21 protein-coding genes are annotated in these 25,940 nt (G+C 69.9%); 8 read left to right on the top strand and 13 right to left on the bottom strand.

Annotated elements, in window-relative coordinates; translation table 11 throughout:
* Positions 1-4 precede the first annotated feature (4 nt).
* Positions 5-805, bottom strand: a complete 801-nt coding sequence (locus tag ACFVUT_RS01360) for a crotonase/enoyl-CoA hydratase family protein (RefSeq protein WP_389642400.1) — start codon at positions 803-805, stop codon at positions 5-7.
* A 166-nt stretch (positions 806-971) separates the two neighbouring features.
* On the opposite strand from ACFVUT_RS01360, the gene ACFVUT_RS01355 reads away from it, so the two are divergent.
* From ACFVUT_RS01355 to ACFVUT_RS01345, 3 genes are all read left to right on the top strand, one after another.
* Positions 972-2,600: an acyl-CoA synthetase gene (locus ACFVUT_RS01355; RefSeq protein ID WP_389642397.1), complete on the top strand. Its 1,629-nt coding sequence runs from the start codon at positions 972-974 to the stop codon at positions 2,598-2,600.
* 250 nt (positions 2,601-2,850) lie between these two features.
* On the top strand, positions 2,851-3,939 hold the full coding sequence (locus ACFVUT_RS01350; RefSeq protein WP_389642394.1) for a nitrous oxide reductase family maturation protein NosD: 1,089 nt from the start codon (positions 2,851-2,853) through the stop codon (positions 3,937-3,939).
* A gap of 35 nt (positions 3,940-3,974) precedes the next feature.
* A complete protein-coding gene (locus ACFVUT_RS01345; protein WP_389642391.1) occupies positions 3,975-5,051 on the top strand; it encodes a methyltransferase in 1,077 nt (358 codons plus the stop codon).
* 69 nt (positions 5,052-5,120) lie between these two features.
* On the opposite strand, the gene ACFVUT_RS01340 is transcribed toward ACFVUT_RS01345, so the two are convergent.
* The 7 genes from ACFVUT_RS01340 to ACFVUT_RS01310 all read right to left on the bottom strand — a co-directional run bounded on the left by ACFVUT_RS01340 (position 5,121) and on the right by ACFVUT_RS01310 (position 10,420).
* On the bottom strand, positions 5,121-5,453 hold the full coding sequence (locus tag ACFVUT_RS01340) for a TcmI family type II polyketide cyclase (protein WP_389642388.1): 333 nt from the start codon (positions 5,451-5,453) through the stop codon (positions 5,121-5,123).
* A gap of 67 nt (positions 5,454-5,520) precedes the next feature.
* Positions 5,521-6,000 carry an SRPBCC family protein gene (locus ACFVUT_RS01335; RefSeq protein WP_389642385.1) on the bottom strand — a complete coding sequence of 160 codons (480 nt, stop codon included), beginning with the start codon at positions 5,998-6,000 and terminating at the stop codon, positions 5,521-5,523.
* 1 nt (position 6,001) lies between these two features.
* Entirely contained in the window at positions 6,002-6,259 is a 258-nt protein-coding gene (locus ACFVUT_RS01330; protein WP_389642383.1) for a phosphopantetheine-binding protein, read from the bottom strand.
* A gap of 16 nt (positions 6,260-6,275) precedes the next feature.
* Entirely contained in the window at positions 6,276-7,526 is a 1,251-nt protein-coding gene (locus ACFVUT_RS01325; protein WP_389642380.1) for a ketosynthase chain-length factor, read from the bottom strand.
* Positions 7,523-8,791, bottom strand: a complete 1,269-nt coding sequence (locus ACFVUT_RS01320; protein WP_389642378.1) for a beta-ketoacyl-[acyl-carrier-protein] synthase family protein — start codon at positions 8,789-8,791, stop codon at positions 7,523-7,525. Before ACFVUT_RS01320 ends, ACFVUT_RS01325 begins: the two co-directional genes overlap by 4 nt.
* Positions 8,788-9,222 (bottom strand): cupin domain-containing protein, encoded by a 435-nt coding sequence (locus ACFVUT_RS01315; protein WP_389642375.1) that lies wholly within the window; start codon positions 9,220-9,222, stop codon positions 8,788-8,790. The genes ACFVUT_RS01320 and ACFVUT_RS01315 overlap by 4 nt, the downstream gene beginning before the upstream one ends.
* Positions 9,223-9,298: 76 nt before the next feature.
* Positions 9,299-10,420: a SchA/CurD-like domain-containing protein gene (locus tag ACFVUT_RS01310; protein WP_389642372.1), complete on the bottom strand. Its 1,122-nt coding sequence runs from the start codon at positions 10,418-10,420 to the stop codon at positions 9,299-9,301.
* A gap of 265 nt (positions 10,421-10,685) precedes the next feature.
* Here ACFVUT_RS01310 and ACFVUT_RS01305 point away from each other — a divergent pair, with 265 nt between their 5' ends.
* Positions 10,686-12,314: an FAD-dependent oxidoreductase gene (locus ACFVUT_RS01305; RefSeq protein ID WP_389642369.1), complete on the top strand. Its 1,629-nt coding sequence runs from the start codon at positions 10,686-10,688 to the stop codon at positions 12,312-12,314.
* 107 nt (positions 12,315-12,421) lie between these two features.
* Here the strand turns inward: ACFVUT_RS01305 and ACFVUT_RS01300 are convergent, their stop codons facing one another.
* Positions 12,422-13,945 carry an alpha/beta fold hydrolase gene (locus ACFVUT_RS01300; RefSeq protein WP_389642366.1) on the bottom strand — a complete coding sequence of 508 codons (1,524 nt, stop codon included), beginning with the start codon at positions 13,943-13,945 and terminating at the stop codon, positions 12,422-12,424.
* Positions 13,946-14,158: 213 nt separating this feature from the next.
* Between ACFVUT_RS01300 and paaK the strand changes: the two genes are divergently transcribed.
* Entirely contained in the window at positions 14,159-15,448 is a 1,290-nt protein-coding gene (gene paaK / locus ACFVUT_RS01295) for a phenylacetate--CoA ligase PaaK (protein ID WP_389642363.1), read from the top strand.
* Positions 15,449-15,510: 62 nt separating this feature from the next.
* Here the strand turns inward: paaK and ACFVUT_RS01290 are convergent, their stop codons facing one another.
* The 4 genes from ACFVUT_RS01290 to ACFVUT_RS01275 all read right to left on the bottom strand — a co-directional run bounded on the left by ACFVUT_RS01290 (position 15,511) and on the right by ACFVUT_RS01275 (position 20,477).
* Positions 15,511-17,010: an acyl-CoA synthetase gene (locus tag ACFVUT_RS01290; protein ID WP_389642360.1), complete on the bottom strand. Its 1,500-nt coding sequence runs from the start codon at positions 17,008-17,010 to the stop codon at positions 15,511-15,513.
* A gap of 79 nt (positions 17,011-17,089) precedes the next feature.
* A complete protein-coding gene (locus ACFVUT_RS01285; RefSeq protein WP_389642357.1) occupies positions 17,090-17,518 on the bottom strand; it encodes a DUF3592 domain-containing protein in 429 nt (142 codons plus the stop codon).
* Between the two features lie 302 nt (positions 17,519-17,820).
* Positions 17,821-19,371 carry an acyl-CoA synthetase gene (locus ACFVUT_RS01280; RefSeq protein WP_389642354.1) on the bottom strand — a complete coding sequence of 517 codons (1,551 nt, stop codon included), beginning with the start codon at positions 19,369-19,371 and terminating at the stop codon, positions 17,821-17,823.
* Positions 19,368-20,477 carry an NAD(P)H-dependent flavin oxidoreductase gene (locus ACFVUT_RS01275; protein WP_389642352.1) on the bottom strand — a complete coding sequence of 370 codons (1,110 nt, stop codon included), beginning with the start codon at positions 20,475-20,477 and terminating at the stop codon, positions 19,368-19,370. The genes ACFVUT_RS01280 and ACFVUT_RS01275 overlap by 4 nt, the downstream gene beginning before the upstream one ends.
* Positions 20,478-20,658: 181 nt before the next feature.
* Here ACFVUT_RS01275 and ACFVUT_RS01270 point away from each other — a divergent pair, with 181 nt between their 5' ends.
* The 3 genes from ACFVUT_RS01270 to ACFVUT_RS01260 all read left to right on the top strand — a co-directional run bounded on the left by ACFVUT_RS01270 (position 20,659) and on the right by ACFVUT_RS01260 (position 25,783).
* Positions 20,659-22,506, top strand: a complete 1,848-nt coding sequence (locus tag ACFVUT_RS01270; protein WP_389642349.1) for a serine hydrolase — start codon at positions 20,659-20,661, stop codon at positions 22,504-22,506.
* A 303-nt stretch (positions 22,507-22,809) separates the two neighbouring features.
* On the top strand, positions 22,810-23,691 hold the full coding sequence (locus ACFVUT_RS01265; protein ID WP_389642347.1) for a phosphotransferase: 882 nt from the start codon (positions 22,810-22,812) through the stop codon (positions 23,689-23,691).
* Positions 23,692-24,397: 706 nt separating this feature from the next.
* Positions 24,398-25,783 (top strand): endo-1,4-beta-xylanase, encoded by a 1,386-nt coding sequence (locus ACFVUT_RS01260; protein ID WP_389642344.1) that lies wholly within the window; start codon positions 24,398-24,400, stop codon positions 25,781-25,783.
* Positions 25,784-25,940 lie beyond the last annotated feature (157 nt).

The following is a 25,940-nucleotide window of genomic DNA, read 5'->3' as shown; positions in this document are numbered from 1 at the left end:
GGGCTCAGGCGCGCCGGTAGACGGGCGGGCGCTTCTCGGCGAAGGCGCGGGCGCCTTCCTTGGCGTCGTCGGTGGCGAAGATCGGCCAACCGCGTTTCAGTTCCGCGGCGAGCCCCTCGGTCTCGGTCAGTTCGGCGCTCTCGTACACGGAGGCCTTCACGGCTTCGACGGCCAGCGGTCCGCAGGCGTTGATCTGCTCCGCGACGGCGAGGGCGTGTTCGAGCGCGGTGCCGTCGGGGACGACTTTCCCGATCAGCCCGATTCCGGCTGCTTCCTCGGCGCTGTACGGGCGTCCGGTGAGGAGCATTTCGAGCGCGTGGGTCCGGGGGATCTGGCGCGGCAGCCGTACCGTCGACCCTCCGATGGGGAAGAGGCCGCGCTTGACCTCGAAGAGTCCGAAGGTGGCGCCCTCCCCGGCGACGCGGATGTCGGTGCCCTGCAGAATTTCGGTGCCTCCCGCCACGCAGTGGCCCTCGACGGCGGCGATGACCGGCTTGCGGGGGCGGTGGTGGCGCAGCATCGCCTTCCAGTGCAGATCGGGGTCGGCGGTCAGCCGGTCGCGGTACTGCTCGCCTTCCATCCCCTTGCCCGCCAGGGCCTTCAGGTCCATGCCGGCGCAGAAGCAGCCGCCCGCGCCGGTGAGGACGACCGAGCGGACGGTGTCGTCCTCGTCCGCCGCCAGCCAGCCGTCGTACAGCCCGACCAGCATCGGCAGCGAGAGGGCGTTCTTCGCCTCCGGCCTGTTCAAGGTGAGCACCAGTGTGGCGCCCTCGCGCCGCACGGTGAGGTGTTCCGTACCACCCATTGCCTGCCTCCCGTCTCACGACCTAGAACAGGTTGCAGTAGCCGGGGTTCCAGTTCAATAGTTTTCTGACAGTCAGTCAGTTTTCTTCATCGGCCCCCTTCCCACTTGTGCCTCCCGGCGCTCTAATGACCGCCGAGCCAGTCAGCATCCCGGGTCAGGAGGAACGGTGGAGTACAACCTTGCCGACCTGTTCGAGTCGGTCGTCGACGCGGTCCCCGAACGCGAGGCGCTCGTCTACCTCGACCACCCCGGTACGGGTGCGGAACGCCGACTGACGTACGCGGAGCTGGACGCGGCCGCCAACCGCCTCGCCCACCATCTGATCGAGGCGGGCGTCACCCCTGGCGAACATCTCGGACTGCACCTGTACAACGGAGTGGAATACCTCCAGACCGTGCTGGCCTGCCTGAAGGCCCGCATCGTCCCCGTCAACGTCAACTACCGCTATGTAGAGGAGGAGTTGGCGTATCTCTACCGTGACGCCGATCTGGTGGCCCTGGTCTTCGACTCCGAGTTCGACGCCCGGGTCTCGGCAGCGGCACCGAAGGCTTCGACCCTCCGTCACCTGATCCGGGTGGACGCGACGGCGGCCGGCGCCGGCGGCCCGGAGGCCGTGGCGTTCGCGGACGCCGAGGCGGCCGGGAGCCCGGAGCGCGGCTTCCCACCGCGCTCGGCCGACGACCAGTTCATCATCTACACCGGCGGCACCACCGGCATGCCCAAGGGCGTGATGTGGCGCCAGGAGGACCTCTTCTTCTCCGGTCTCGGCGGCGGCGCGCCGACCGGTGAGCCGGTGAAGTCCCCTCAGGAACTGGCCGAACGGGTGGCCGCGGGCGGCGACGGGATCACCTTCTTCCCCACCCCTCCGCTGATGCACGGCACGTCGACCCTCACGGCGTTCATCGGTTTCAACTTCGGGCAGAAGGTCGTGATCCACCGCAAGTTCGTGCCCGGGGAGGTGCTCCGCACGATCGAGAAGGAGAAGGTCACCAGCGTGTCCCTGGTGGGCGACGCGATGCTGCGGCCGCTGATCGACGCACTGAAGGGCCCGCTGCGGGGCACCGACTGCTCGTCGATGTTCTCCGTCTCCAGCTCGGGCGCGATCATGTCGGACTCGGTGCGTGCGGAGTTCCAGGCACTGGTGCCCACGGTGATGCTGCTGAACAACTTCGGCTCGTCGGAGTCCGGCTTCAACGGCACGGCGACAGCCGATTCGGGCCCGGAGAAGGGGTTCCGGATCCAGGTCAACTCCCGTACGGCGGTGGTCGATCCGACGACCCACGAGCCGGTCGCCCCGGGCGAGCCGGGGCGGATCGCCCAGCGCGGCCATGTGCCCCTCGGGTACTACAACGACCCGCAGAAGACGGCGGAGACGTTCTTCCACCGGGACGGACGGCGCTGGGTCCTGCTCGGCGACATGGCGACGGTCGACGCGGACGGCGTCGTCACGGTCCTGGGGCGGGGCTCGCAGTGCATCAACACCGGGGGCGAGAAGGTGTACCCCGAGGAGGTCGAGCAGGCCCTGAAGGCCCATCCGGACGTGTACGACGCGTTGGTCGCCGGGGCGCCCGACGCCCGGTGGGGCAGCCATGTCGCGGCGGTGGTGCAACTGCGCGAGGGAGCGGCCGAGCCTTCGCTCGACGACGTCCAGGCGCACTGCAGGACCCGTCTGGCCGGCTACAAGATTCCCCGCCGGCTGGTGATCACTCCGCAGATCCGGCGCTCACCGAGCGGCAAGGCCGACTACCGGTGGGCCCGCTCGGTCGTCGCGCCCCCGCACGCGCCCGAGAACTGAGGTCCACAACCGTCACGCGCACCCCGGGGGCACGCACGCTGCCGCGCGTGCCCGGGAACCGAGGCCGCTGGCCGGAGCCCGGGGCGGGGCGTCACCCGAACGCCGCCGCGGCCCGAATCACCCGAACGCACCCTCGCGCCTCCGCTCCGCACGCCGGGCGGCGGATTCCGACTGAGCCATTCAGGCACGCTCCGTGTCCAACCGCTCACTTTATGTGGCAATAGGAGTAAATCGCCCATAGCTTCGGCTCATGAGGAAACGACACATCATGAGCCTTGCCTCTGTCGCGGTCGTCTCGGCGGGAGGACTCGCCGTTTCGGCCGTGGGGCTTGGCGCAGCCGACCCGTCTGCCTCCGTCGCGAGTCCGCGCGTGGTGCACCCCAACCAGTCGATCCAGAAGGCCGTGGACGCCGCCAAGCCGGGTGACACGGTCGTCATCTCTCCCGGCACGTACCGGGAGAGCGTCCTGATCGACAAGGCGGGCCTGACCCTGCGCGGTTTCGGCGACCGGACCGTCATCAAACCCCCGTCGGCGAAGACACCCGCCGCCGACGCCTGCGCGAAGGCCGGTAACGGAATCTGCGTCCTGGGCAGATCGGGCCGGACCGTGGACGGCGTGCGCATCGACTCGCTCACCGTCTCCGGATTCAAGAAGACCGGCGTCTGGGCCTCCTGGACGGACCAGCTGACCGTCCGGCACGTGACCTCCGAGCACAACGGCGTCTGGGGCATCGCCCAGGAGCGCTCGACCCGAGGTCAGTTCACGGGCAACACCGCCCGCGCCAACGGCGACGCGGGCCTCTTCGTCGCGAACACCGTCGACGAGGAGGGCGGCGCCACCGACACCCGCGGCACCGAGGTCCAGGACAACACGCTGACGAACAACCGGATCGGCTTCACCGCCAGGCGCGTGCGGAACATGTCGGTCCACGACAACGCCTTCACCCGCAACTGCAGCGGTGCGTTCATCGTGGGTGACGAGGGCAAGCCGCAGGCCGGAGCCATGACGATCAAGTCCAATCTGATCAGCGACAACAACAAGTCCTGCGCCAAGACCGAACGGCTGCCGGCCATCCAGGGCTCCGGCATCGTGCTCACCGGCGCCGCGGACACCCAGGTCCGCTCGAACACGATCAGCAACAACGTGGGTACCACGCCCCTCTCCGGCGGCGTCGTGCTGTTCAAGAGCTTCGTCGGCACGAAGAACACCGGCCACACCATCAGCGGCAACGTCGCGCTCGGCAACAAGCCGGCCGACCTGGCCAACGGGGACACCGGCAAGAACAACACCTTCGTCGCCAACGTCTGCACCAAGTCCACCCCCGCCGGGATGTGCTGACCGGCGCACCCCCGCACGAGGAGAAGCGAAACAGTATGACCACTGTGAGCCCCACCCCCGCCCCGAACTCCGTACACGCCGCACTCCCGCACCCCGTCACGCCCCCTCAGCCGGCCATGCAGTTGCGCGAGATCGCCTTCGGGGCAGCCCGCGCGGCCGCCGTGCGCGCCGCCGCCCGGCTGCGTGTCGCCGACGCGCTGGGCGACACGCCCGCGACCGCACAGGAGCTCGCGGCGCAGGTGAAGACCGAGCCCGCGCCCCTGCGCCGCCTGCTGCGTGCCCTGTCCTCCTGCGGAATCTTCACCGAGACCCCGGAAGGTGCCTTCGCGCACACGGAGATGTCCCGCCTGCTGCGTGAGGACGACCCGAACAGCCTGCGCTACATCTCCCTGTGGTGCACCGAACCCTGGACCTGGGACGTCTGGCCGCGCCTCGACGACGCGGTCCGCACCGGCCGGAGCGTCTTCGAGGACGTGCACGGCAAGGGGTTCTTCGACTACCTCCACCAGGACGCCGACGAATCGGCCCACGTCTTCAACCGGGCCATGACCACCTCCAGCATGCAGTCCGCGCTGGACGTCGCCGAACTCCTCGACCTCACCGGGGTGTCCGCGGTGGCGGACATCGGCGGCGGCCAGGGGCACGTGCTGGCGAGTCTGCTGGAGAAGCACCCTTCGGTCCGCGGCACCCTGATGGACCTGCCCGGTGTGGTGGCACGTGCCGACGCCCGGCTGCGGGACGAGGGACCGCTCGTCGACCGGACCCGCATCGTGGCCGGGGACTGCCGCGAGGCCATCCCCGTCGAGGCCGATCTCTACATCATCAAGAACATCCTGGAGTGGGACGACGACAGCACGCGCAGGACGTTGCGCAACGTCGTCGCGGCAGCCCGCCCCGGGGCCAGGGTCGTCATCATCGAGAACCTGGTCGACGACACCCCGTCGATGCGGTTCACCACCGCGATGGACCTGCTGCTGCTCCTCAACGTCGGCGGCGCGAAGCACACCAGGGAGAGCCTGGTGAGCCGGATCTCCGACGCCGGGCTCCAGATCGACAGGGTCGTCCCGGTCAACCCGTACCTTGACGCGTTCGAATGCGTGATCCCGCGCTGATTCCGCTGCCAGGGAAACGACGGACGTCGCCCCGGGTCCGGCCGGCCGGACCCGGGGCGACGTCACGTCTCAGGCAGTGGTGTCGCGCTCCCACCGGTAGAACTCGTGGGCCATGGCGTCCTTGGGGCCGCGCCAGGTCTGCGGGTCGTACGCGCTCACATAGGCGGTGAGCTTGTCACTGATGTCCTTGAACGCCGGGTGCTCCGTCACCTTGGCGATCTCGGGGCCCGGCGGGCGTTCCGATTCGATCAGGTGCAGATAGACGTCGCCGAACTGGAAGAGCTTGCGCCTGGTGACCCCGACGAGGTGCGGCAGTTCGCTGCTGTCGGAGGCGGCGAACAGTTCGGCGATGTCCGGCGCCGAACCCGGCGCCATCTTGGCGACGATCAGAGCGTGGTGCATCGTGGGATGCCTTTCTGGTTCCCGGCCCGGCGCCCGGCCGGGCGCCGGGCCGTGGGTGGACGGCGGATCAGCCGGCGGCGACCGAGGCCGTACGCTGCTCCCGGGCGCGCTGCTCGACCTTGTCCCGGATGAGCTCCATCTGAACCTTGGAATTCCGGTTGATGTTGTCCGTCATCCACGCGTCGTCGACGGGTGCGTCGGGCTTCATCGCGAAGTCCTGCACCCAGCGCATCTTCGTACCGCCGGGGACCTCGGAGTAGTCCCACCGGATGTCCATGCGCTGGAACGGGCCGGTCTCGACCCGGCGGGCCCGGACCGTGCGGGCGGCGCGGTCGACGGTCCGCTCCGAGACCCAGCTCCAGACCTTGTCGTCCTCGTCGGGGTGCATGGTCAGGCGGAACGTCGTGCTGTCACCGTTCCGTTCGATCACGTCGACCGAGGCGTACTCGCTGAACAGCCGCGGCCAGTTCTCCAGATCGTTCGTCACGTCCCAGACGAGGTCCAGGGGGGCGGCGATGGTGATCTCGTTCTCGGTGTGTCCGGACACTTCAGGCTCCAGTCATGAGGGTGTTGTTGACGAGGTCGAGGAATTCCTGCGGGGTCTTGCAGCGGTCGGCGTCGGCCGGCAGCGCCCGGCCGTGCCGGTTCTCCAGCACGCCCACGATGCCGAGGAGGCCGAGCGAGTCGAGGCCGAACTCGTCGAAGGCGGACCCGGGGCGCTTCTCCATGTCCCGCGGGTCGACGGTGAGTCCGGCGCCCTTCTTCATCAGGACGGCGAGTTCCGTGTAGGTCAGTCGGTCGGTCATGAGGACTTCTCCTTGCTCACACTTGGATATCGGTGGGCCGCCGCAGCACCATTGCCGCGTTCGAGCCCATGAGCCCGCGGCTGAGCACGAGCGCCGTCCGCAGTTCGACGGGGCGTGCCCGGCCGGTCACCAGGTCGAGGTCGTGGCAGACGTCGAACACGTTCGGGGTGGGCGGTATCAGCGCGTTCTCCATGGAGAGCACGGCTGCCGCCGCGTCCAGCACCGGCGCACCGCAGTAGGCCCGCCCGATGCCGGTCTTGGGTGCCGTCACCGGCACCCGCCGGCCGTGCGCGCCGAGCGCGTCCGCGATCGCGAGCGCCTCGGCCCGGTCCGCCGCCGGTACGCCGAGGGCGTCCGCGAAGACGACATCGATCTCGTCCGGCGCGCAGTCGGCCTCCCGCAGGGCACCGATGATCGCCTGGGCGAGCCCCTCCCGGGACTCCTCCCAACGGGACGCGCCGGTGAACGTGGCGGCGTGCCCGGCGACTTCGGCCCGGACCCGGGCTCCACGCCGAAGGGCCGACTGTTCCTCCTCGACCACCAGCATGGCGCCGCCCTCGGCCGGCACGAATCCGCGGGCGTCCGCCGTGAACGGCCGGTAGGCCCGGGTGGGGTCGTCCTCCGTGCTCAGGTCCTCGTACCCGAGCTGGCAGACGACCGAGTACGGCGCCAGCGGTGCCTCGGCGGCGCCGACCACGACCGCTTCGGCGCCGCCGCGAATCGAACGGGCGGCATGCGCCACCGCGTCCAGACCGCCGGCCTCGTCGCTGGCCACGACCGCGCACGGCCCCTTGAAGCCGCCACGGATCGAGATCTGTCCGGTGCTCGCGGCGTAGAACCAGGCGATGGACTGGTACGGACCCACGTAGGTGGATCCCTGCCCCCACAGCCGTTGGAGTTCGCGCTGGCCGAACTCGCCACCACCTGATCCGGCGGCGGTCACCACACCGACGTCGAAGGGCGCGTTCTCGTAGTCGGCACGGCCCAGCCGCGCGTCGTCCAGCGCCATGTCCGCCGCGGCCATCGCGAAATGCGTGAACCGGTCGGTCTGGACGAGGAAACGCTCCTCGATCAGCTCGGACGCCTCGAAGCCCCGCACCTCGCCCGCGACCCTCAGCGGCAGCTGTTCGCATCCCTCGCGGGTCACCCCGTCGAGGACACTCACGCCTTCGTGCGTCCGCTTCCAGAACGCCTCGGTGTTGGTGCCGTTGGGGGCGACGACACCGATGCCGGTGACGACGGTGCGCCGCGCTCTACGGGTTTTCATGGTGTCCTCCCACCTGTTCTCGTCAGGGCCACCGCAGACTGGAAGCCGCCGAATCCGCTGCCGACCGAGAGAACGCTGCGCAGCTTCATCGGACGTGCCGTGCGCGGCACGTAGTCGAGGTCGCACTCCGGGTCCGGGCTCTCGTAGTTCGCCGTCGGCGGCACCGTCTGGTGGACGAGGGCGAGAACACAGGCGGCGATCTCAATGGCCCCGATCGCGCCGAGCGAGTGGCCGACCATGGACTTGATCGAACTCATCGGAACGTCATAGGCGTGCGCGCCCAGTGCCCGCTTCACGGCGGCCGTCTCGTGCCGGTCGTTCTGCTTGGTGCCCGAACCGTGTGCGTTGACGTAGTCGATCTGCGAGCCGTCCATGTGGGCATGGCCGAGGGCTCGGTTGATCGCCTCGGCCATCTCCAGCCCTTCGGGGGTCAACCCGGTCATGTGATAGGCGTTGCCGAAGGTGGCGTAGCCCGCGATCTCGCAGTACACGGTCGCCCCGCGGGCACGGGCGTGCTCCAGCTCCTCCAGCACGAGCACCGCTCCGCCCTCGCCCATGACGAAGCCGTCGCGGCGGGAGTCGAACGGCCGGGAGGCGTGCTCGGGGTCGTCGTTGTTCGCCGAGGTGGCCTTGATCGCGTCGAAGCACGCCACCGTGATCGGGGTGATCGGCGAGTCGGACGCGCCGGCGATGCAGACGTCGACCCGGCCCTCCTCGATGGACTGGAAGGCGTACCCGATGGCGTCGAGACCGGAGGTGCAGCCCGTGGAGACGGTCTGCACCGGACCGTGTGCGCCGACCTGCTCGGCGACGGCCGAGGCGAGGGAGCTGGGCGAGAACGCCCGCTCCAGATGCGGGCCGGCCGGCCGGTGGTCGACATCCCACCGGGCGCCGCTGCCGCTGACGGCGACGTAGTCGTGCTCCAGCCGGGTGGTGCCGCCGACCGCGGTGCCCAGTGACACGCCCATCCGCCAGGAATCCACCTTCTCCGGGTCGAGGCCCGCGTCACCGAGCGCCTCTCGGGCGGCCACCGTCGCGAACTGGATGTACCGGTCCGACCTGGCGATCTCGTCCGCGTCCAGCCCGTGCGCCGCCGGGTCGAAATCGCACTCGGCGGCGATACGGGAACGGAAGCCGGCCGGGTCGAAGAGTGTGATGCCCCGGGTCGCGGTGCGGCCGTTCGCGAGGAGGTCCCAGAAAGCCGGTGCGCCGATGCCGCCGGGGGCCACGACACCGACGCCGGTGACCCCCACGCGGCGGGTCATGAGGCGGCCTCCGTTCGTTCCGGCGGCGCGACGCGTCCGGCGGACTCCGTGTGTTCGGTGTCGACATGGCCGAGTTCCGGGCGCGGGGCCAAGGGACCGAGGTGGAAGACCATGCGTGCCTCGACATCGCCCACGTTTCGGAATCGGTGGCGTACATGGGGAGGGATCAGCAGGCCCTGGTCGGGCCGCATCGGGTGCGGTTCACCGTCCAGATCCACCTCCAGGAGACCGTTCACGACGTAGACGAACTCCTCGGAGTACGGGTGGTAGTGCTCGCCGATGCGGTCGCCGGGCTGAACGATGGCCAGCCCCATGAAGCCGCTGGTGGCTCCTACCGCCGTCGGTGTGAGCATGGCGCGAAGGTCGCCTCCGCGCCTGCGGTTGGGCTGCGTCTCGCTGAGGTCCACGATGCGTGGCCGGTGCATGGTCATGACTGCTTTCCTCCTGGCGCATTGCGCGTTGTATTGACGGGTTGAGCGAGAACCCCCCAGGGTGCGGATGCGCGGTTCAGGACTGCGTGGCCCGCCGATCTGTGATCTGGGTCATCTCGGACTCCTTCAGGAACTGCGAGGTGTCCAGCTCGGTCGCGGGCACGGCGTGCGCGCCGCCGTCGAGGAGGCGACCGAGCCGGGCCACCTTGCCGGGGCCGTCGATACCGACCACCTGGGCCGGCTGCGCGTCGATCGGTCCTGCGGCTTCGAGAACGCGGACGACGACGTCGTCACGCTGGAAGATGGTGCTGCTGTCGATGACGCTCGCCGGGTCGTCGGCCGCCTCCTCGTCGTGACCGGCGAGCAGCCGGGCGAGTGCCATGCCGCAGCCTTCCTTGGCCTGGTAGAAGAGTGCGTGCCGGCTGATGTCCTCGGCCTTGTGCCGGCCCGCACTCACGTGGTGGACGGTCGGGAGCGCCGCCCGGGTGAAGAACATCCGGGCGGAGTCCGGATCGCTGAGGTCCCGGTCCTGTTCCAGATACGGGTTGATGGCCTCTTCGACGGCCCTGACCTCGGGCTGCCGGGCGACGTGACGCAGGGCCGCGAGGAGGTCGCCCTCGACCTCGATCGCCCGCACGACGCGGTTCCCGTGCATGAAGAGGGAAGTCCGGCGCAGTCGGGTTACTTCGTCGACACGGGCGCTCGGGGAGTCGTAATCCGCCAGGATTTTGGCCACGATGTCCTCTGTGCCCGGCTTGACGGTGAAAGTGAGCGCGTGGCGCACGACTCCATCACCCAGTCGCGGGGACGCCTGCAGTCGGCCCTTGGGCGCCTCGGGCGCCGCCTCGAAGGCCTTGCCGGTCTCCCGCAGAACGCTGAAGCGCAGCGAACGGGTGTCACGCACGCAGTTGTGCAGTGGCTGAACGGTCGCGACGTGCTCCTCGCTGTTCACCCAGGCGAGGAACGGCGGAGCGCTCTCCCATTCGCTGGTGATCAGCCACTGGGAGGGGTTCTCGATCGACTGGCACAGTTGGTCGCTGACGTGCCCGGGGACGGATGCCACCTGGTTGCGCAGGTGCTCATACGCCTCCAGGAACTGCTTCTGGGCCCCGTCGTAGAGGTCCAGCAGCAGAACGACTCGAAGCCGGGAACCGTCGAAGGCGGACTGGGAGATCCGTTCCGAGAGGGTGGCGGTCATCTTTCGATCTCCTTCGAGACGGCGTCGTGGTCAGGCCGGGTGGCATGCCGTCAACCGTCGGTTGGCGAGTGGTTTCGGAGCGGGGACTCTCCCGCGGATGTGATCGGTCCGCCCCGTGACTGCAAGCAACGTCTCCGTGACCGATCGTGAAACGCTGGTCCGGGTGGCGCGAGATTTATGAACCGTTCAGGTGAGCAGCCGTCCGAACCGCCCCGACAAGGGCATTGAACAATGCATCCGCACAGCGTCCGACCTGGAGCAACTGATGAACGAGAACGTCGACATTCGCGTACCGGTCCTCATCGTGGGCGGCTCCCTGGTGGGCCTGTCCACCTCGCTTTTCCTCGGCCGGCTCGGCATTGAGCATCTGCTCGTCGAGAAGCATCGATCCACCTCGACGCATCCTCGCGGACGCGGCAACAACGTGCGCACGATGGAGGTTTTCCGCACCGCGGGCGCCGAGCAGGGCATCCGGAAGGCCGCTTCGGTCCTCGCCGACAACCACGGCATCCTGCAAGCCGGATCGCTCACGGGGGACGACCAGGAGTGGCTTTTCAAGGAGATCGACCCGGGTGGCGGACTCGCCCGTTTCAGTCCGACGGGATGGTGTCTGTGCAGCCAGAACGATCTGGAACCCGTGCTCGTCGAACTGGCCCGTGAACAGGGCGGGGATCTTCGGTTCTCCACCGAGATGCAGAGCTTCGACCAGGACCGGTCGGGGGTGGACGCGGCGCTCAAGAACCGCGAGACCGGCGAGCACATCAGTGTGCGCGCGGACTACCTCGTCGCCGCCGACGGGCCGCGCAGCCCCATCCGTGAGCAGCTGCGCATCGACCGGACGGGCCCCGGTGACCTCTTCCACAACGTGAGCATCACCTTCCGCTCCCGACAGCTCGCCGAAGTGGTGGGCGACCGGCGCTTCATCGTCTGCTATCTGACCAACCCCGCTGCGGACGGCGCCCTGTTGCCGGTGGACAACACGAAGGAGTGGGTGTTCCACGCACCGTGGCAGCCCCAACTCGGCGAAACGCTGGAGGACTTCACCGACGAGCGGTGTGCGGAGCACATCCGTACGGCGGTCGGTGCTCCCGGTATCGACATCGAGATCACCGGGAAGGCGCCGTGGCACGCGGCGGAGCGGGTCGCGGAACGGTACGCGTCCGGCCGGGTCTTCCTCGCCGGGGACTCGGCCCATGAGATGTCCCCCACCGGGGCGTTCGGCTCCAACACCGGTATTCAGGACGCGCACAACCTCGCCTGGAAGCTCAGCTCCGTGCTGCGGGGCGAGGCGGGCCCGGGTCTACTGGGCACCTACGAGGCGGAGCGGCTCCCGGTGGCGCGGGCGACGAGCGCGCGGGCCTCGGCGCGCTCCAGCGAGCACAGCCATCCCGGGTACGCGCCGGCGGCGGGCATGGGCGGCGGCAGGCAGGGCGGCATGCTCACCGTGGCACTGGGCTACCACTACGTCAGCGGCGCCGTGCTGGGTGCCGATCCGCAAGCACCGGTGGTACCGCAGGGGATGCGGTTGAACGGTCAACCCGGAAGTCGAGCTCCGCACCTGTGGGTACGTCAGGCCGGTGAGCGCAAGTCCACACTGGACCTGTACGAGCGCACTCTCGTACTGCTCACCGACGGTGACGACGCGGTGTGGCGGCAGGCTGCGGCGCGGGTCGCCGACCGCCTCTCGGTACGGCTCCCGGCGTACGGCATCGGCCCGGGTGCCGATCTGGAACCGGAGGACGGGGCCGACTGGGCCGAGATCCACGGCACGACGTCGCAGGGTGCCGTGCTGGTGCGTCCCGACGGCTTCGTGGCCTGGCGGTCGACGGGTTCCGTGGCCGACGCCGAGACCACCCTCCAGGAGGTCCTGACCTCGCTGCTGCACCGGTCCTGACGCCGCGGGCGTCGGGCACCGGGCACCGGGCGTCGGGCGTCGGGCGTCGGGTGTCGGGTGTCGGGTGTCGGGTGTCGGGTGTCGGGTGTCGGGTGTCGGGTCGAGTGTCAGGCCAGGCCGAACGACCGCAGTTCCGTGAGGAATTCGTCAGGTCGCTCGGTGTGGACGAGGTGCCCCGCGTCGATGGTGACGAAGCGTCCGCGGGGTATCCGCCCCGCCATCCAGGCCAGTCGGTCCTGGGCGATCTGGCTGGTGGGGCCACCGCCGATGACCAGGGTGGGGGCGGTGATCTCTCCGAGGCGTTCCCGGGCGGCCGGGTCCGGCGCGTTCAGCTGGGCATCGGTCGACGGCACCACCGGCCAGTCGAAGTCCAGCTCCTCGTCGGGCCGTTCGGCGCGGCCGCGGGGCGGGTCGAGCGGAAACGGCGGCGGGACCTCCTCCAGTACGAGCCGGCCGATCAGTGCGGGTTCCCGCTCGGCGAGCAGATAGGCGGCAGCGGCCCCCATGGAGTGTCCGACCACGGTCGCGCCCGCCAGATTGCGGGCCTCCAGAAATGCGTGCAGATCATCGCGGAACAGCTCCAGGGAGTAGCTGCCGGGCCAGTCGCTGAGGCCGTGGCCCCGGAAGTCGAAGGCGTAGACCCGGTGTTCGGCGGCCAGGCGTTCGGCGACCTCGGTCCAGGTCCTGCTGTCGCCGCAGCGGCCGTGGGCAAGCACGACGGGCGGCGCCGACGGCTCCCCCCACACCCGGTAGGCGAGCCGGATCCCGCCGGCCTGGACGCTCAGGACCTCCGGGTCGAGGAAGGCGCCGACCGTGCGGACGAAGGCGCCCGGGTCGTCGAGCCAGGGGTAGTGCGCGGCGCCGCGCTGCACGACGAACTCGGTGTGCGGGAAGAACGCGACCAGTTCGGCGGCACGGTCGGGCGTCGGCGCTCCGTCGTACTCCCCGGCGAGGACGAGGACCGGCGCGGTCACCTCCGCCAGCGCGGCGACGGTGGCAGCGGGGTCGAAGACGCTGTCCCGGTCATAGATCGCCGCCGCTTCGGAGTTGGTCTGCTCGGGTGCGGTGGCCGCGTGGGCCCGGGCGAGGGCGTCCCACCGCCCGTAGGTGAACGGCTCGACGGCGGACCGGACGCCGGCCGCGTCGCGCCCCGACCGGATGTCGTCCGGGGCGGCCCGCCCGGTCGTGTGCCACGGTTCGTCGCCGCGCAGGTCACCGGCTTCGCGCCGGTCCTGGTCGGTGACCTCGATGCCGACGGCCCGGGTGCCGGGTGTGATGAGGGCGAGCGTGCGCAGTCGCCGCGGGTGCCGGGCGGCGTAGAGCATGGCCGGCTCGGCGGCCCCGGAGTGGGCGAGCAGGTCGACGCGCTCCTGGCCGAGGTGTTCGCGCAGTGCCTCCACGTCCTCGACCAGCCGGTCGCATCGGTAGGTCGACGGGTCGTCCGGAACCGCGGAGTCCCTCGTGCCACGCAGATCGAGGACCACCAGCTGCCGGTGGGCCTGGAGTCCGCCGAGGTCACCCAGGTACGCGCCGGCTCTCATCGGGCCACCGGGCAGGCAGATGAGCGGTGCGCCCGTTCCGATGAGGCGGTAGGCGAGTTCGGTTCCGTCGTACGCGTGGAAGGTCGGCATGTACGTCATCCAAACAGGGCCGCCGCGGCGGTGCGGCCGTGTTCGGTGTGAGCGTATCCGTGAGCGATGGCACAGGCGCACCCGGTGACGCCGGCGCCGGGGCGAGGCGGATGAGCTGCCTCGCCCCTCTTGCCAGGGGCGGAACATCCTGAATTACTGCTCCCGAGAGATCGACCGAATGATCGGTCGTCTGCACGGAAGAGGGAGATCCGGATGACGGCTCTGCTGGACACGGCGGAACGACTGAGCCGGGGCGAGCTGGAAGCACTCCAGCTGGAGCGGTTGCGGGCCACGCTGCACCACGCGTACGAGAACGTCGGGCACTACCGCGCCGCGTTCGACAAGGCCGGGCTGCGCCCGGACGACTGCCGTACGCTCGCCGATCTCGCCCGCTTCCCCTTCACGACCAAGGCGGATCTGCGGGACAACTACCCCTTCGGCATGTTCGCCGTCCCCGAGGACCGTGTGCGGAGGATCCATGCCTCCAGCGGGACGACGGGCCGCCCGACCGTGGTCGGCTACACCCAGCGGGATCTCGACACCTGGGCGGACGTGGTCGCCCGCTCGATCCGGGCCGCCGGCGGCCGTCCGGGGGACAAGGTCCATGTCGCGTACGGGTACGGGCTGTTCACCGGGGGTCTGGGGGCGCACTACGGGGCGGAACGGCTCGGCTGCACGGTCATCCCCGCCTCCGGTGGCATGACGGCTCGTCAGGTCCAGCTGATCCAGGACTTCCGGCCCGAGATCATCATGGTGACGCCCTCGTACATGCTGACCCTCCTCGACGAGTTCGAGCGGCAGGGAGTCGATCCGCGGACGACCTCCCTGAGGGTGGGGATCTTCGGCGCCGAGCCGTGGACACAGGAGATGCGGCGCGAGATCGAGGAGCGGTTCGCGATCGACGCGGTCGACATCTACGGCCTTTCGGAGGTGATGGGGCCCGGTGTCGCGCAGGAGTGTGTGGAGACCAAGGACGGGCTGCACATCTGGGAGGACCACTTCTATCCGGAGGTCGTTGATCCGTTCACCGGCGAGGTGCTTCCCGAGGGTGCGAAGGGCGAGCTGGTCTTCACCTCGCTCACCAAGGAGGCCATGCCGGTGATCCGCTCGCGGACGAGGGATCTGACCCGGCTGCTTCCGGGCACGGCGCGGGTGTTCCGGCGGATGGAGAAGGTGACCGGCCGCAGCGACGATCTGGTGATCCTGCGCGGGGTCAACCTCTACCCGACCCAGATCGAGGAGATCGTGCTGCGCACGACGGGGGTGGCGCCGCACTTCCAGTTGCGGCTGACCCGCGAGGGACGCCTCGACGTGCTGACCGTCCGGGCCGAGGCGCGTGCGACGGCCACGCCGGAGCAGCGGACGGCGGCCGCGGAGATGATCAGGACGGCGGTCAAGGACGGCATAGGGGTGTCGGTCGGTGTGGAGATCGTCGATCCCGGGACGCTGGAGAGGTCGGTCGGCAAGTTCAGGCGGATCGTGGACGAGCGCGGGAGGGATTAGGCGCCTCGGGGGCCCGGGACATGGTGCCGGGCGCCGCCGCGTGGGACACGGTCCGGATGCCGCTACGCGAACCGGTCGCGCAGTTCCCGTTTGAGGATCTTGCCGCTCGCGTTGCGCGGCAGTTCCGTCACGAAGAGGACCCGCTTGGGGGCCTTGAAAGGGGTGAGCCGCTCGCGCGCGTGAGCGATGAGTTCGGGCGCTGTCGCTTCACCGCGCAGGACGACCACTGCGGTGACGGCCTCGATCCACCGCTCGTCGGGGAGCCCGATGACCGCGGCTTCGGCGACGGCGGGATGCGTGTAGAGGGCGTCCTCGACCTGGCGGGAGGCGACGAGGACACCACCGGAGTTGATGACGTCCTTGACCCGGTCGACGACGGTGAGGAATCCCTCCGCGTCGCGCACGGCGAGGTCTCCGGAGTGGAACCAGCCGTCGCGGAACGCCTCCGCGGTCTCCTCGGGTTTGTCCCAGTAGCCCTCGCACAACTGGGGTGAGCGGTAGACCACTTCACCGGCCGAGCCGTCGGGCACCTCTGTGCCGTCCTTGCCGACGACCCGGGCCTCGACGAAGAGGACGGGCCTGCCGCAGGAGTCCATCCGGCCCTCGTGCTCGTCCGGCCCGAGGACGGTGGCGAGCGGGCCGATCTCGCTCTGGCCGAAGCAGTTGTAGAAGGAGAGCGCGGGCAGCCGGTCGCGGAGGCGTTCCAGTACGGGCACGGGCATGATCGACGCGCCGTAGTACGCCTTGCGCAGGCCGCCGAGTTCGCGGGTGGTGAAGTCCGGGTGCTGGGAGAGGCCGATCCAGACGGTGGGCGGGGCGAAGACGCTGTCGGCCTGCCCCGTCTCGACGAGGTCGAAGATCCGGTTCACGTCGGGTGCGTCGAGGATGATGTTCTGGGCGCCGACCGCGAGGTAGGGCAGCAGGAACACGTGCATCTGAGCGGAGTGGTAGAGCGGCAGTGAGTGGACAGGGCGGTCGGTGGCGCGCAGGTCGAGTGCGGTGATCGCGCTGACGTACTCGTGGACGAGCGCTCCGTGGGTCATCATCGCGCCCTTGGGGAGCGCGGTGGTGCCCGAGGTGTAGAGCAACTGGACGAGGTCCTTCGCCTCCGGTTCCCGCTCCGGGGTGAACGGGCGCGGGTCGGCGGTGGCGGCGAGGAGGGAGTCCGGTGCGTCGCGCAGCGCGCGTACGGAGAACGCGTCCGGAATCCGGCCGGCGAGATCCGGGTCGGTGAGCACGAGGGCGCTGCCGGACTGTTCGAGGATGTACGTGAGGTCGTCGCCCGTGAGGTTCTGGTTGACCGGCACGTGGACCAGGCCCGCCCGGGCACAGGCGAGGTAGCCGATCAGATAGGCGTCGGAGTTGTGCGCGTAGCAGGCGACCCTGTCCCCGGGACGCAGTCCGTGCTCGTCCGTCAGCACCGCCGCGGCGGTACTGACGGCGGTGTCGAGTTCCCCGTAGGTCCAGGACCTGTCCGCGTACCGCAGTGCGGTACGCGCGGGGGTACGCCGGGCGCTGCGCGCCACGACGCCGTCGACTGTGCTGCTCCGTACACCGGTCATGGCGTGATCCTGTGCGGTCGGCACCCGGTGGTCAAGGGGTCGGATGCCGGCCGGGACGCGTACGGGGGTGCGGGAGTGGTTACAGGACCGCGGCCAGGACGGCGGCGGTGGCCAGGGCGAACGCGCCGCCCACCACGGTGATCAGGGCCCTGAGGTGGCGCGGGGCGAACGCGGGAGGCCGGGTGGTGGCGGCCTCGGGGCTCTGCGCGCTGTAGTGCACTGTCACGAAATCGCCCTCGGCCGGACCGGGGCGCGCCTGGTGCTCCTCGAAACTGACGGTACGGCCGTCGGCGGTACGGAACTCCAGGGTGAGGTGGACGCGGACGAACGGGACACCGTCGGCGTCCTCGACCTCCTCCGTGCGCACGCTGACGCACCGGGCCTCGGCGGTGAGGCCCTCCGCCCAGGCGGCGCGCAGCCGAGGGCCCTGCACCTGACGGTCCAGGGCCCTGCCGAAGAACACGGCTGCGCCCACGGCGACTACGAAGTACACGACGGCGATGACCATGGCTCCCCCGGAACGGTCCCGGCCCTGCCGGACGCGGTGGCGTCCGGCCGCCGAAGATCTCTGTGGACCGCCATGATCCCGTGGCCACCGCCCGTCGGCAAGGCCGCTGATGAGCCGGGCCACCGGTGCTACGGCGCGGTGCCATGATGCCTCACCGACCGGCGGCGAGTCGGTCGTGGACGGCCCGGCGTGCGCCTGCGGAGGCCGTACGGGACAAGCGGCGGGGCGGCGGTTCACAGCGGGGCGGCGGGCGGCAGTGGGCCGTGGTTCACAGCGGGCGGCAGCGGGCGGCGGGCAGTGGTTCACAGCGGCCGTCGGTGGCCTTCCCAATACGGGTCGCGCAGCCGCCTCTTGTACAGCTTGCCGTTGGGGTCGCGTGGCATTTCCTCGATGAAGTCGATGCTCCTGGGGCGTTTGTACCCGGCCAGGCGCTGTTCGCAGTGGCGCAGGATCTCGGCGGCCAGCGCGTCGTCCGGCCGGTGTCCCCCGGCCGGTTCGACGACCGCCTTGACCTCCTCGCCCCAGTCGGGGTGCGGAATGCCGAAGACGGCCGCGTCGGCGACCGCGGGGTGGCCGAGGAGGGCGCCCTCGATCTCGGCGGGGTAGATGTTGACGCCACCGGAAATGATCATGTCGATCTTGCGGTCGCGGAGGAAGAGATAGCCGTCCTCGTCGAGGATGCCGAGGTCACCGACGGTGAAGAAGTCGCCGATGCGGTTCTTCTTCGTCTTGGTCTCGTCCTTGTGATAGCTGAAGCCGCCGGTGTTCATCTTCAGGTAGACGGTGCCGAGTTCACCGGGGGGCAGGCGGTTGCCGTCGTCGTCGAAGACGGCGATCTCGCTGATCGGCCAGGCGCGGCCGACCGTGCCCGGTTTCTTCAGCCAGTCCTCGGCGGTGGCGAAGGCGCCACCGCCCTCGCTGGCCGCGTAGTACTCCTCGACGCACCGCCCCCACCAGTCGATCATGGCGCGTTTGACGTGGTCGGGGCAGGGGGCCGCACCGTGGATGGCGTGGCGCATGGCCGTGACGTCGTATGCCCGCTTCACCTCGTCGGGGAGGGCGAGGAGGCGGTGGAACTGGGTCGGGACCATGTGCGTGTGGGTGCAGCGGTGGGCGTCGATGAGCCGCAGCATCTCCTCGGGCGTCCACTTGTCCATCAGGACCAGCGGGTGCCCGATGTGCAGGGACGCTCCCGCGAACTGGAGGACGGCCGTGTGGTAGAGCGGCGAGCACACCAGATGGACGTTGCCGTCGAAGGGTCTGATGCCGAAGATGCCGAGGAATCCGCCGAGGTGGCTCTCCTCGGGGAGCTTGCCGGGGAGGGGGCGGCGGATGCCGCGCGGGCGTCCGGTGGTCCCCGAGGTGTAGTTCATGACCCAGCCGAGGGTGCGGTCCTCGGGAGGCGTGACGTGCTGTCCTTCGAGGAGTTCGGCGTACGGGCGGAAGCCGTCGATGCCGCCCACGGCGTAGCGTCGGTCGGCCGGGAGCCCGGCCTCGTCCGCGGCGGCGACGGCCGCTGGTGAGAACCGCTCGTGGGCGATGAGCACCTTGGCACCGGAGTCGGAGACGATCCAGGCGATCTCGGGGCCGACGAAGTGGTGGTTGACGGGTACGAGGTAGAAGCCCGCCTGGGTGGCCGCGAGGTAGGCGGTGAAGAACTCGACGCCATTGGGCAGGACGACGGCGAAGGCGTCGCCCCGTCGGAGCCCTGCCGCGCGCAGTCCGTGGACGAGGCGGTTGGCCGCGGCGTGCAGTCGGCCGGCGCTCCAGCGCTCGCCGTCGGGTGCGATCAGGACCGTGCGGTCGGGGTCGGCGGCGGCGTGGGCCCAGAAACCGTTGAGCGTCGGGTTCATGAGGCGCTCCGTCCGGCGATGCGGTTGATCCGGTCGACGGCGCGTTCGAAGCCGCGGGTCAGGTCGTCGAAGACGGCCTGCACGCTGCGTTCGCTGTTCATCCTGCCGACGATCTGGCCGACGGGAGTGCCGAGCAGCGCGCCGGTCTCGTACTTCTGGATACGGGAGAGGGCTTCGGCGACCAGCAGCCCCTGGAGTGGCATGGGCAGGGTGCCGGGTCCGGACGGGTCGTCCCAGGCGTCGGTCCATTCGGTCCGGAGCTGGCGTGCGGGTTTGCCGGTGAGCGCGCGGGAACGGACGGTGTCGCCGGAGCTTGCGGCAAGGAGTTTGCGGGTCAGCGCGCGGGAGTGGAGGTCGGCCTCCTGCGTGGTGAGCCAGAGGGAGCCCAGCCACACGCCCTGGGCGCCGAGTGCGAGTCCGGCGGCGATCTGCTCACCGCTGCCGATGCCTCCGGCGGCGAGGACGGGGAGAGGTCCGACGGCATCGACCACGTCCGGGACCAGGACCATGGAGGCGATCTCACCGGTGTGGCCGCCCGCCTCGTAGCCCTGGGCGACGACGATGTCGATGCCCGCGTCCGCGTGGTGGCGGGCGTGTCTGGCGCTTCCGGCGAGCGCGGCGACGGGTACGTCCTGGTCATGGGCGCGTCGGACGACGTCGGGGGGCGGGGAGCCGAGGGCGTTGGCGAGGAGTCCGATGGGGTAGTCGAAGGCGACGTCCAGCTGGCTGCGGGCGACTTCCTCCATCCACCCGGTGATCCGCCAGCCGGACGGCTCCCCCTCGGCGAGTTCCGGCACGCCGTGCTTGGCCAGGGTCTCCTGGACGAACTGACGGTGCCCGGCCGGGATCATCGCCTCGACGTCGGCCTCGGTCACCCCCTCCACCTTCTTCGCGGGCATGACGACGTCGAGCCCGTACGGCTTGCCGTCGGTGTGCTCCTGCATCCAGTCCAGGTCGCGCACGAGGTCGTCAGGGGCGGTGTAGCGGACCGCGCCGAGTACGCCGAATCCGCCGGCCCGGGTGATGGCCGCGGCCACCGCGGGGAACGGCGTGAAGCCGAAGATGGCGTGCTCGACTCCCAGTTTCTTGCTCAGCTCCGTCTCCATGGGGCGCAGGATGCCGCAGTCCGACAACCGAGGGAAGAGATTTTCTGATGCAGTGTCAGATTGTTTGTGACGCCGGGGCCCTCCGCGGCGGCAGCGGTGACAGTAACCTCTGCGCGGAAAGAAGTTTCAAGGTCGGACGACATTTCGAAAGTTACTTTCGTGCAGCGGGAAGGGGTTCCGGATGACCGAGGACACGGCCGGCAGAGGGATCAGCCGACGCAGGCTGGGTGGGATGCTGGCCCTGGGCGGAGCACTCGCCCTGGCGCCGGTTCCGTTCGCGGAGCGGGCGTCGGCCATGGAGTCGGGGACGGAGCCGTCGGGGATGCGCGCAGCGAACGGGCAGGACGCCGCGGCCGGACGCGCACGGCCGACGCTGCGACGCGGATCCGCCGCCCGTGCGGGGCTGTTGCAGGAACCGCTGGACCAACTGGTCACCGATGCTGAGAAGTTCCTCTCCGACTCCCCCAAGCACCCGTGGTACGCGGGTGCGGTGCTGCTCGCCGGACGGGGCGGCACCGTGGCTCTGCACCACCCGATCGGCAAGGCCGTGCGCTACGCGGCGTACGACGAGAAGACCGACACGGGGGTGGAGTTCCCGCCCGACCAGCAGATCGACATGGCCGAGGACACGGTCTTCGACCTGGCGTCGGTGTCGAAGCTGTTCACCTCGATCCTGGCCGTGCAGCAGATCGAACGCGGAACACTGGAGCTGGAGGCGAAGGTCGCCTCGTACCTGCCCGATTTCGCCGGCGGCGGCAAGCAGGACATAACGATCCGCCAGCTGCTGACGCACACGTCGGGCTTCCGTGCGTGGATTCCGCTGTACAACGCACCGACGCGGGAGGGGAAGCTGGAGCTGCTGTGGAACGAGGTGCCCGCCAACCCGCCCGGCACGGTCTACCTCTACTCCGACCTCAATCTGATCTCGCTGCAACTGATCCTGGAGAAGATCACCGGCCGCACTCAGGACGTCCTGCTCCGTGAGCAGATCACCGCTCCGCTCGGGATGACCCGCACCCGGTACAACCCGCCGGCCTCCTGGCAGCCGAAGATCGCCGCGACCGAGGACGCCCGGCTCCCCTGGTCCGGCCTCGACCGGGGACTGGTCTGGGGCGAGGTGCACGACGAGAACGCCTACAGCCTGGACGGCGTGGCGGGGCACGCCGGAGTCTTCTCCTGCGCCTGGGACCTCGCGATCCTCGCCCGTACGCTGCTCAACGGCGGGGTCTACGGCCGCGCGAGGATCCTCTCCTCGGACTCGGTCGACCTGCTGTTCACGGACTTCAACACCGCGTTCCCCGGCGATGCGCACGGCCTGGGCTTCGAGCTCTACCAGCACTGGTACATGGGGGCGATGGCCACCCCTCGCACCGCGGGCCACACCGGTTTCACCGGCACCAGCCTGGTCCTGGACCCCACGACCGACTCGTTCCTGATCGCCCTCGGCAACTCGGTTCACCCGGTGCGTAGTTGGCGTTCCGGCAGCGCACCGCGCGTCGCCACCGCCAACCAGATGGCACGCGCCGTCGCGGTCCGTCCCGCCCGCGGACGGACGGCGTGGTTCGCGGGACTGGCGAGCGCCACCAGTGCGACGCTCACGCTGCCCGCGCTGCGTCTCGCGTCCTCGCGGGCCCGGCTGAGCTCGGCCCTGTGGTGGGACACCGAGCCGGGGTCCGACTTCCTCTTCCTGGAGGCGTCGTCGGACGCAGGGGCGACCTGGCAACCGGTGCCGTTCACCACCGTGCCGTCGGCCGGTCAGTCCCAGCCGGATCCCGAACAGCATCCGACGGGCTCGGTCTCCGGCTGGTCCGGCCGGGTCTGGCACCGCCTCGACGCCGACCTCGCCGCATGGCGCGGGAAGGAGGTGCGGCTGCGGTGGCGGTACGCCACGGACCAGTTGTACGTCGGGCGCGGGGTGTACGTGGACGCCGTCCGGGTCGAGGACGGCAACCGCACGGTCTTCGACGACAGCCGGTCCGGCGATGCCGGAGGTATCGAGGCGCTGGGGTGGACGGCTTCGGCGGACTGAGGGGGGTGGGGCCCGCCGCGGACGCGGCGGGCCGCGCGAGACGACCGCGGTTCGCCGCGGGCCACCGGATCACGGACCGGCCGAGCCGGGGCAGGACCGTCACCCTCCCCCGGCAACGGCAACGGCCACGGCGGCCGGCCCGCGAGACCGACCAGCCACTGCCCGTGCGGCATCCGTCCATGGACGCACACGGGCGGGTCGGCCCGGCAGCGCGACCGCCGACCGCGGCCCTCCCCCTTGGTCGACGGCTCGGCATCGGCACCCCCTGCCGCGGGGTGGAGCCCGGCGGCGGAGAATGCTGCGATGACCACATCTCCCTCGCCCCGGAACCTGCCGCGCGCCGAGCGGCTGGATGCCGACCGACTGGCACGGGCCCTGCATGCCGGGACGGGCGTCCGGCTGATGGTGGAGGGGCCCTGTGAGGGAGGGGAGGTCGGTGCGGCGTACGTGCGGTGGCCGGACGGCCACAGGTCCGTGCTGAAGTGGCGGCCGGACACCCGGCTCAGGGATCTGCGAGCGGGACCGTTGGCGGTCTGCGAGGTCCTGCGCAGGCAGGGATACCCCTGCCCTTCAACGGAGTTGGCGGTTCAGGTGGATCACGCGGTCGTCCTGGTCCAGGAGCTTCTGCCGGGCACACCGATGGAGTCCCTGGACCACCACGGCCTCGACCAGGCACTCGCCCTCAACGCGTCACAGGCCGGGCTGCTGGCCGACCGGAGAGACGTCCCGTCGATGCATCTGTACCTGCTCGACGACGGCCCCGGCTACTGTCTCCACGAGCCACTGCGTCGGCACAGCCGTCGCAGTGGTGCGCTGGAGCACCGGATCACCACGCTCGGAACCCGTCACCCGCGGCAACTCCTCGGGGACGACGTCGTGCACCAGGACTTTCACCACGGCAACGTTCTCGCCCTCGACGGCTCGGTCACCGGCGTCATCGACTGGGACGGCGCCGGCCGTGGCGACCACCGCTTCGACCTGGTCACCCTGCGCTTCGGACTGCATGCGAGCGAGCAGGCCCCGGGCGTCACGAGCCGGCTCGACGCCGTCCTGGACGGCCTGCCCGACGAGATCCTGCGCCCCTCCTGGGCCCACATGAGTCTGCGGATGGTCGACTGGGCCATCAGGCACTTCCCCCCGGGCGAGGTGGAGCACTGGCTCGACCTGGCCGAACAACGGCTGTGAGGCACCGGAGCCTACGAGTGGGACCAGGGCCTGGGCCCCGCCGTCGAGGATGAGGCCGGCGGAGCACCCCACCTCGGCCTCGCCGCCGGATGCCTTCTGCGACGTGACACCGGATACCTTCTGCGACATGCCAGGTGACGCCCCGGACGGCGCCCGACACCACCGTACGCACAGTCGCTCCGGACGAGGCCGCAGAAATCACCCGCCATCCGGCAGAACTTCGAAATCTTTCGACATCCAAGCGATCGACTTTCGAAGAAAACTCAGGCCCTCATGAGATCGCTTCCTTGAACAGGCCAGGTCAGCATCCCACTTGCCGTCACGGAGCTTGATCCATCCGATCGATTTCGACCGCGAAACCCAACATCATTTCGGAAGACTTTCGTAATGCTCGGACACGATTTCACACCACCGCTCACATCTGAAGCCCATATCGACCCCATCGCATGCCATAGAGGCAGGTCAGAGCATCAGGTCGAGTAGGTCGCACGGTTTTCCGCTACGAAACATTTCGGAAATGCAGCGTTGACGTTGTGCGTCGGCGCGCGCATACTCTCCCTCACCCCCTTGCAACACCGATCAACTCCGCGCCATGGAAACGCCGTTCTTCGGCGTGTCCGGCGTGTACACAACCCTGCGAACGGTCCACCCCCTGCCCGGACGGTCCGCTCCGTTCCGTCCGGCAACCGGAAGAAGAGGTTGGAAAGTGATCGTCAATTCCTCGCGCGGCTCCGCCCCCGCACGCCCACAGCTCCGCACCCGGGCCAGACGGGCACTCGTCCTCACCACGGCAGGTCTGCTGAGCGCCGCCGGCGTCCTGTCGCTGGCCGGCACGGCGAACGCCGCGAGCACTCTCGGCGCATCGGCTGCGGCGAAGGGCCGGTACTTCGGCACGGCGGTCGCGGCCAATCACCTCGGCGAGGCCGCCTACGCCTCCACTCTGGACACCGAGTTCAACGCGGTGACCCCCGAGAACGAGATGAAGTGGGACGCGATCGAGCCCACCCGCAACTCGTTCTCCTACGGCTCCGCCGACCAGATCGTCAGTCACGCCCAGGGCAAGAACATGCAGGTCCGCGGCCACACGCTGGTGTGGCACTCGCAGTTGCCGGGCTGGGTCAGCGGGCTCGGCACCGACGATCTGCGCTCGGCGATGAACACCCACATCACTCAGGTCATGACGCACTACAAGGGCCAGATCTACGCCTGGGACGTGGTCAACGAGGCGTTCCAGGACGGCAGCAGCGGGGCACGGCGCAGCTCACCGTTCCAGGACAAGCTCGGCAACGGCTACATCGAGGAGGCGTTCCGCACCGCGCGCGCCGCCGACCCCGGGGCCAAGCTCTGCTACAACGACTACAACACCGACGGTCAGAACGCGAAGAGCAACGCGGTCTACGCCATGGTGCAGGACTTCAAACAGCGCGGCGTCCCGATCGACTGCGTGGGCTTCCAGTCGCACTTCAACAGCGCCTCCCCTGTCCCCAGCGACTACCAGGCCAATCTCCAGCGCTTCGCCGACCTCGGCGTCGACGTGCAGATCACCGAGCTGGACATCGAGGGTTCCGGCTCGGCCCAGGCCACCAGTTACGGCAACGTCGTCCGTGCCTGCCTGGCCGTGTCGCGCTGCACGGGCATGACCGTCTGGGGCATCACCGACAAGTACTCGTGGCGCAGCAGCGGTACCCCGTTGCTGTTCGACGACAACTACGGCAAGAAGCCGGCGTACGACACGGTGCTCTCCACCCTCGGGGGCACGAGCGGAGGCGGCGGGGGCGGCGGCAGCGCGGGCTGCACAGCGGCCTACACCCAGACGAGCACCTGGGACGGCGGCTTCAACGGACAGGTGACGGTGACGGCCGGAAGCTCCCCGATCAGCAGCTGGACGGTGCCGGTGACCGTCACCTCGCCGCAGAAGGTCTCCGCGACCTGGAACGGCAACCCCACCTGGGACAGCAGCGGGAACGTGATGACGATGGCTTCGAGCTACAACGGCAACCTGGCGGCCGGGGCGTCGACGTCCTTCGGGTTCACCGTCGTGACGAACGGCAACACGAGCACACCCGTGGTGGGCGCCTGCACCGCCTCCTGACCATCCGGCACCCGGCACCCGGCACAGGCATGACGGCGCGGCGATCCCTGATCGTCGCGCCCTTGTGTGTCGCATCGGCAACCGAGGGAACACCGTGCACGCTGCGGACACTGCGGCCGTCCGCCGCCGGGCGCCGGTGCGGTGGTCGCCGACGGCA

It is taken from the genome of Streptomyces sp. NPDC058051 (assembly GCF_042885475.1).
In the GTDB taxonomy this organism is placed as follows: Bacteria; Actinomycetota; Actinomycetes; order Streptomycetales; family Streptomycetaceae; genus Streptomyces.
Note: the sequence above shows the minus strand (reverse complement) of the source record. Positions and strands in the feature narration are given on the sequence as shown.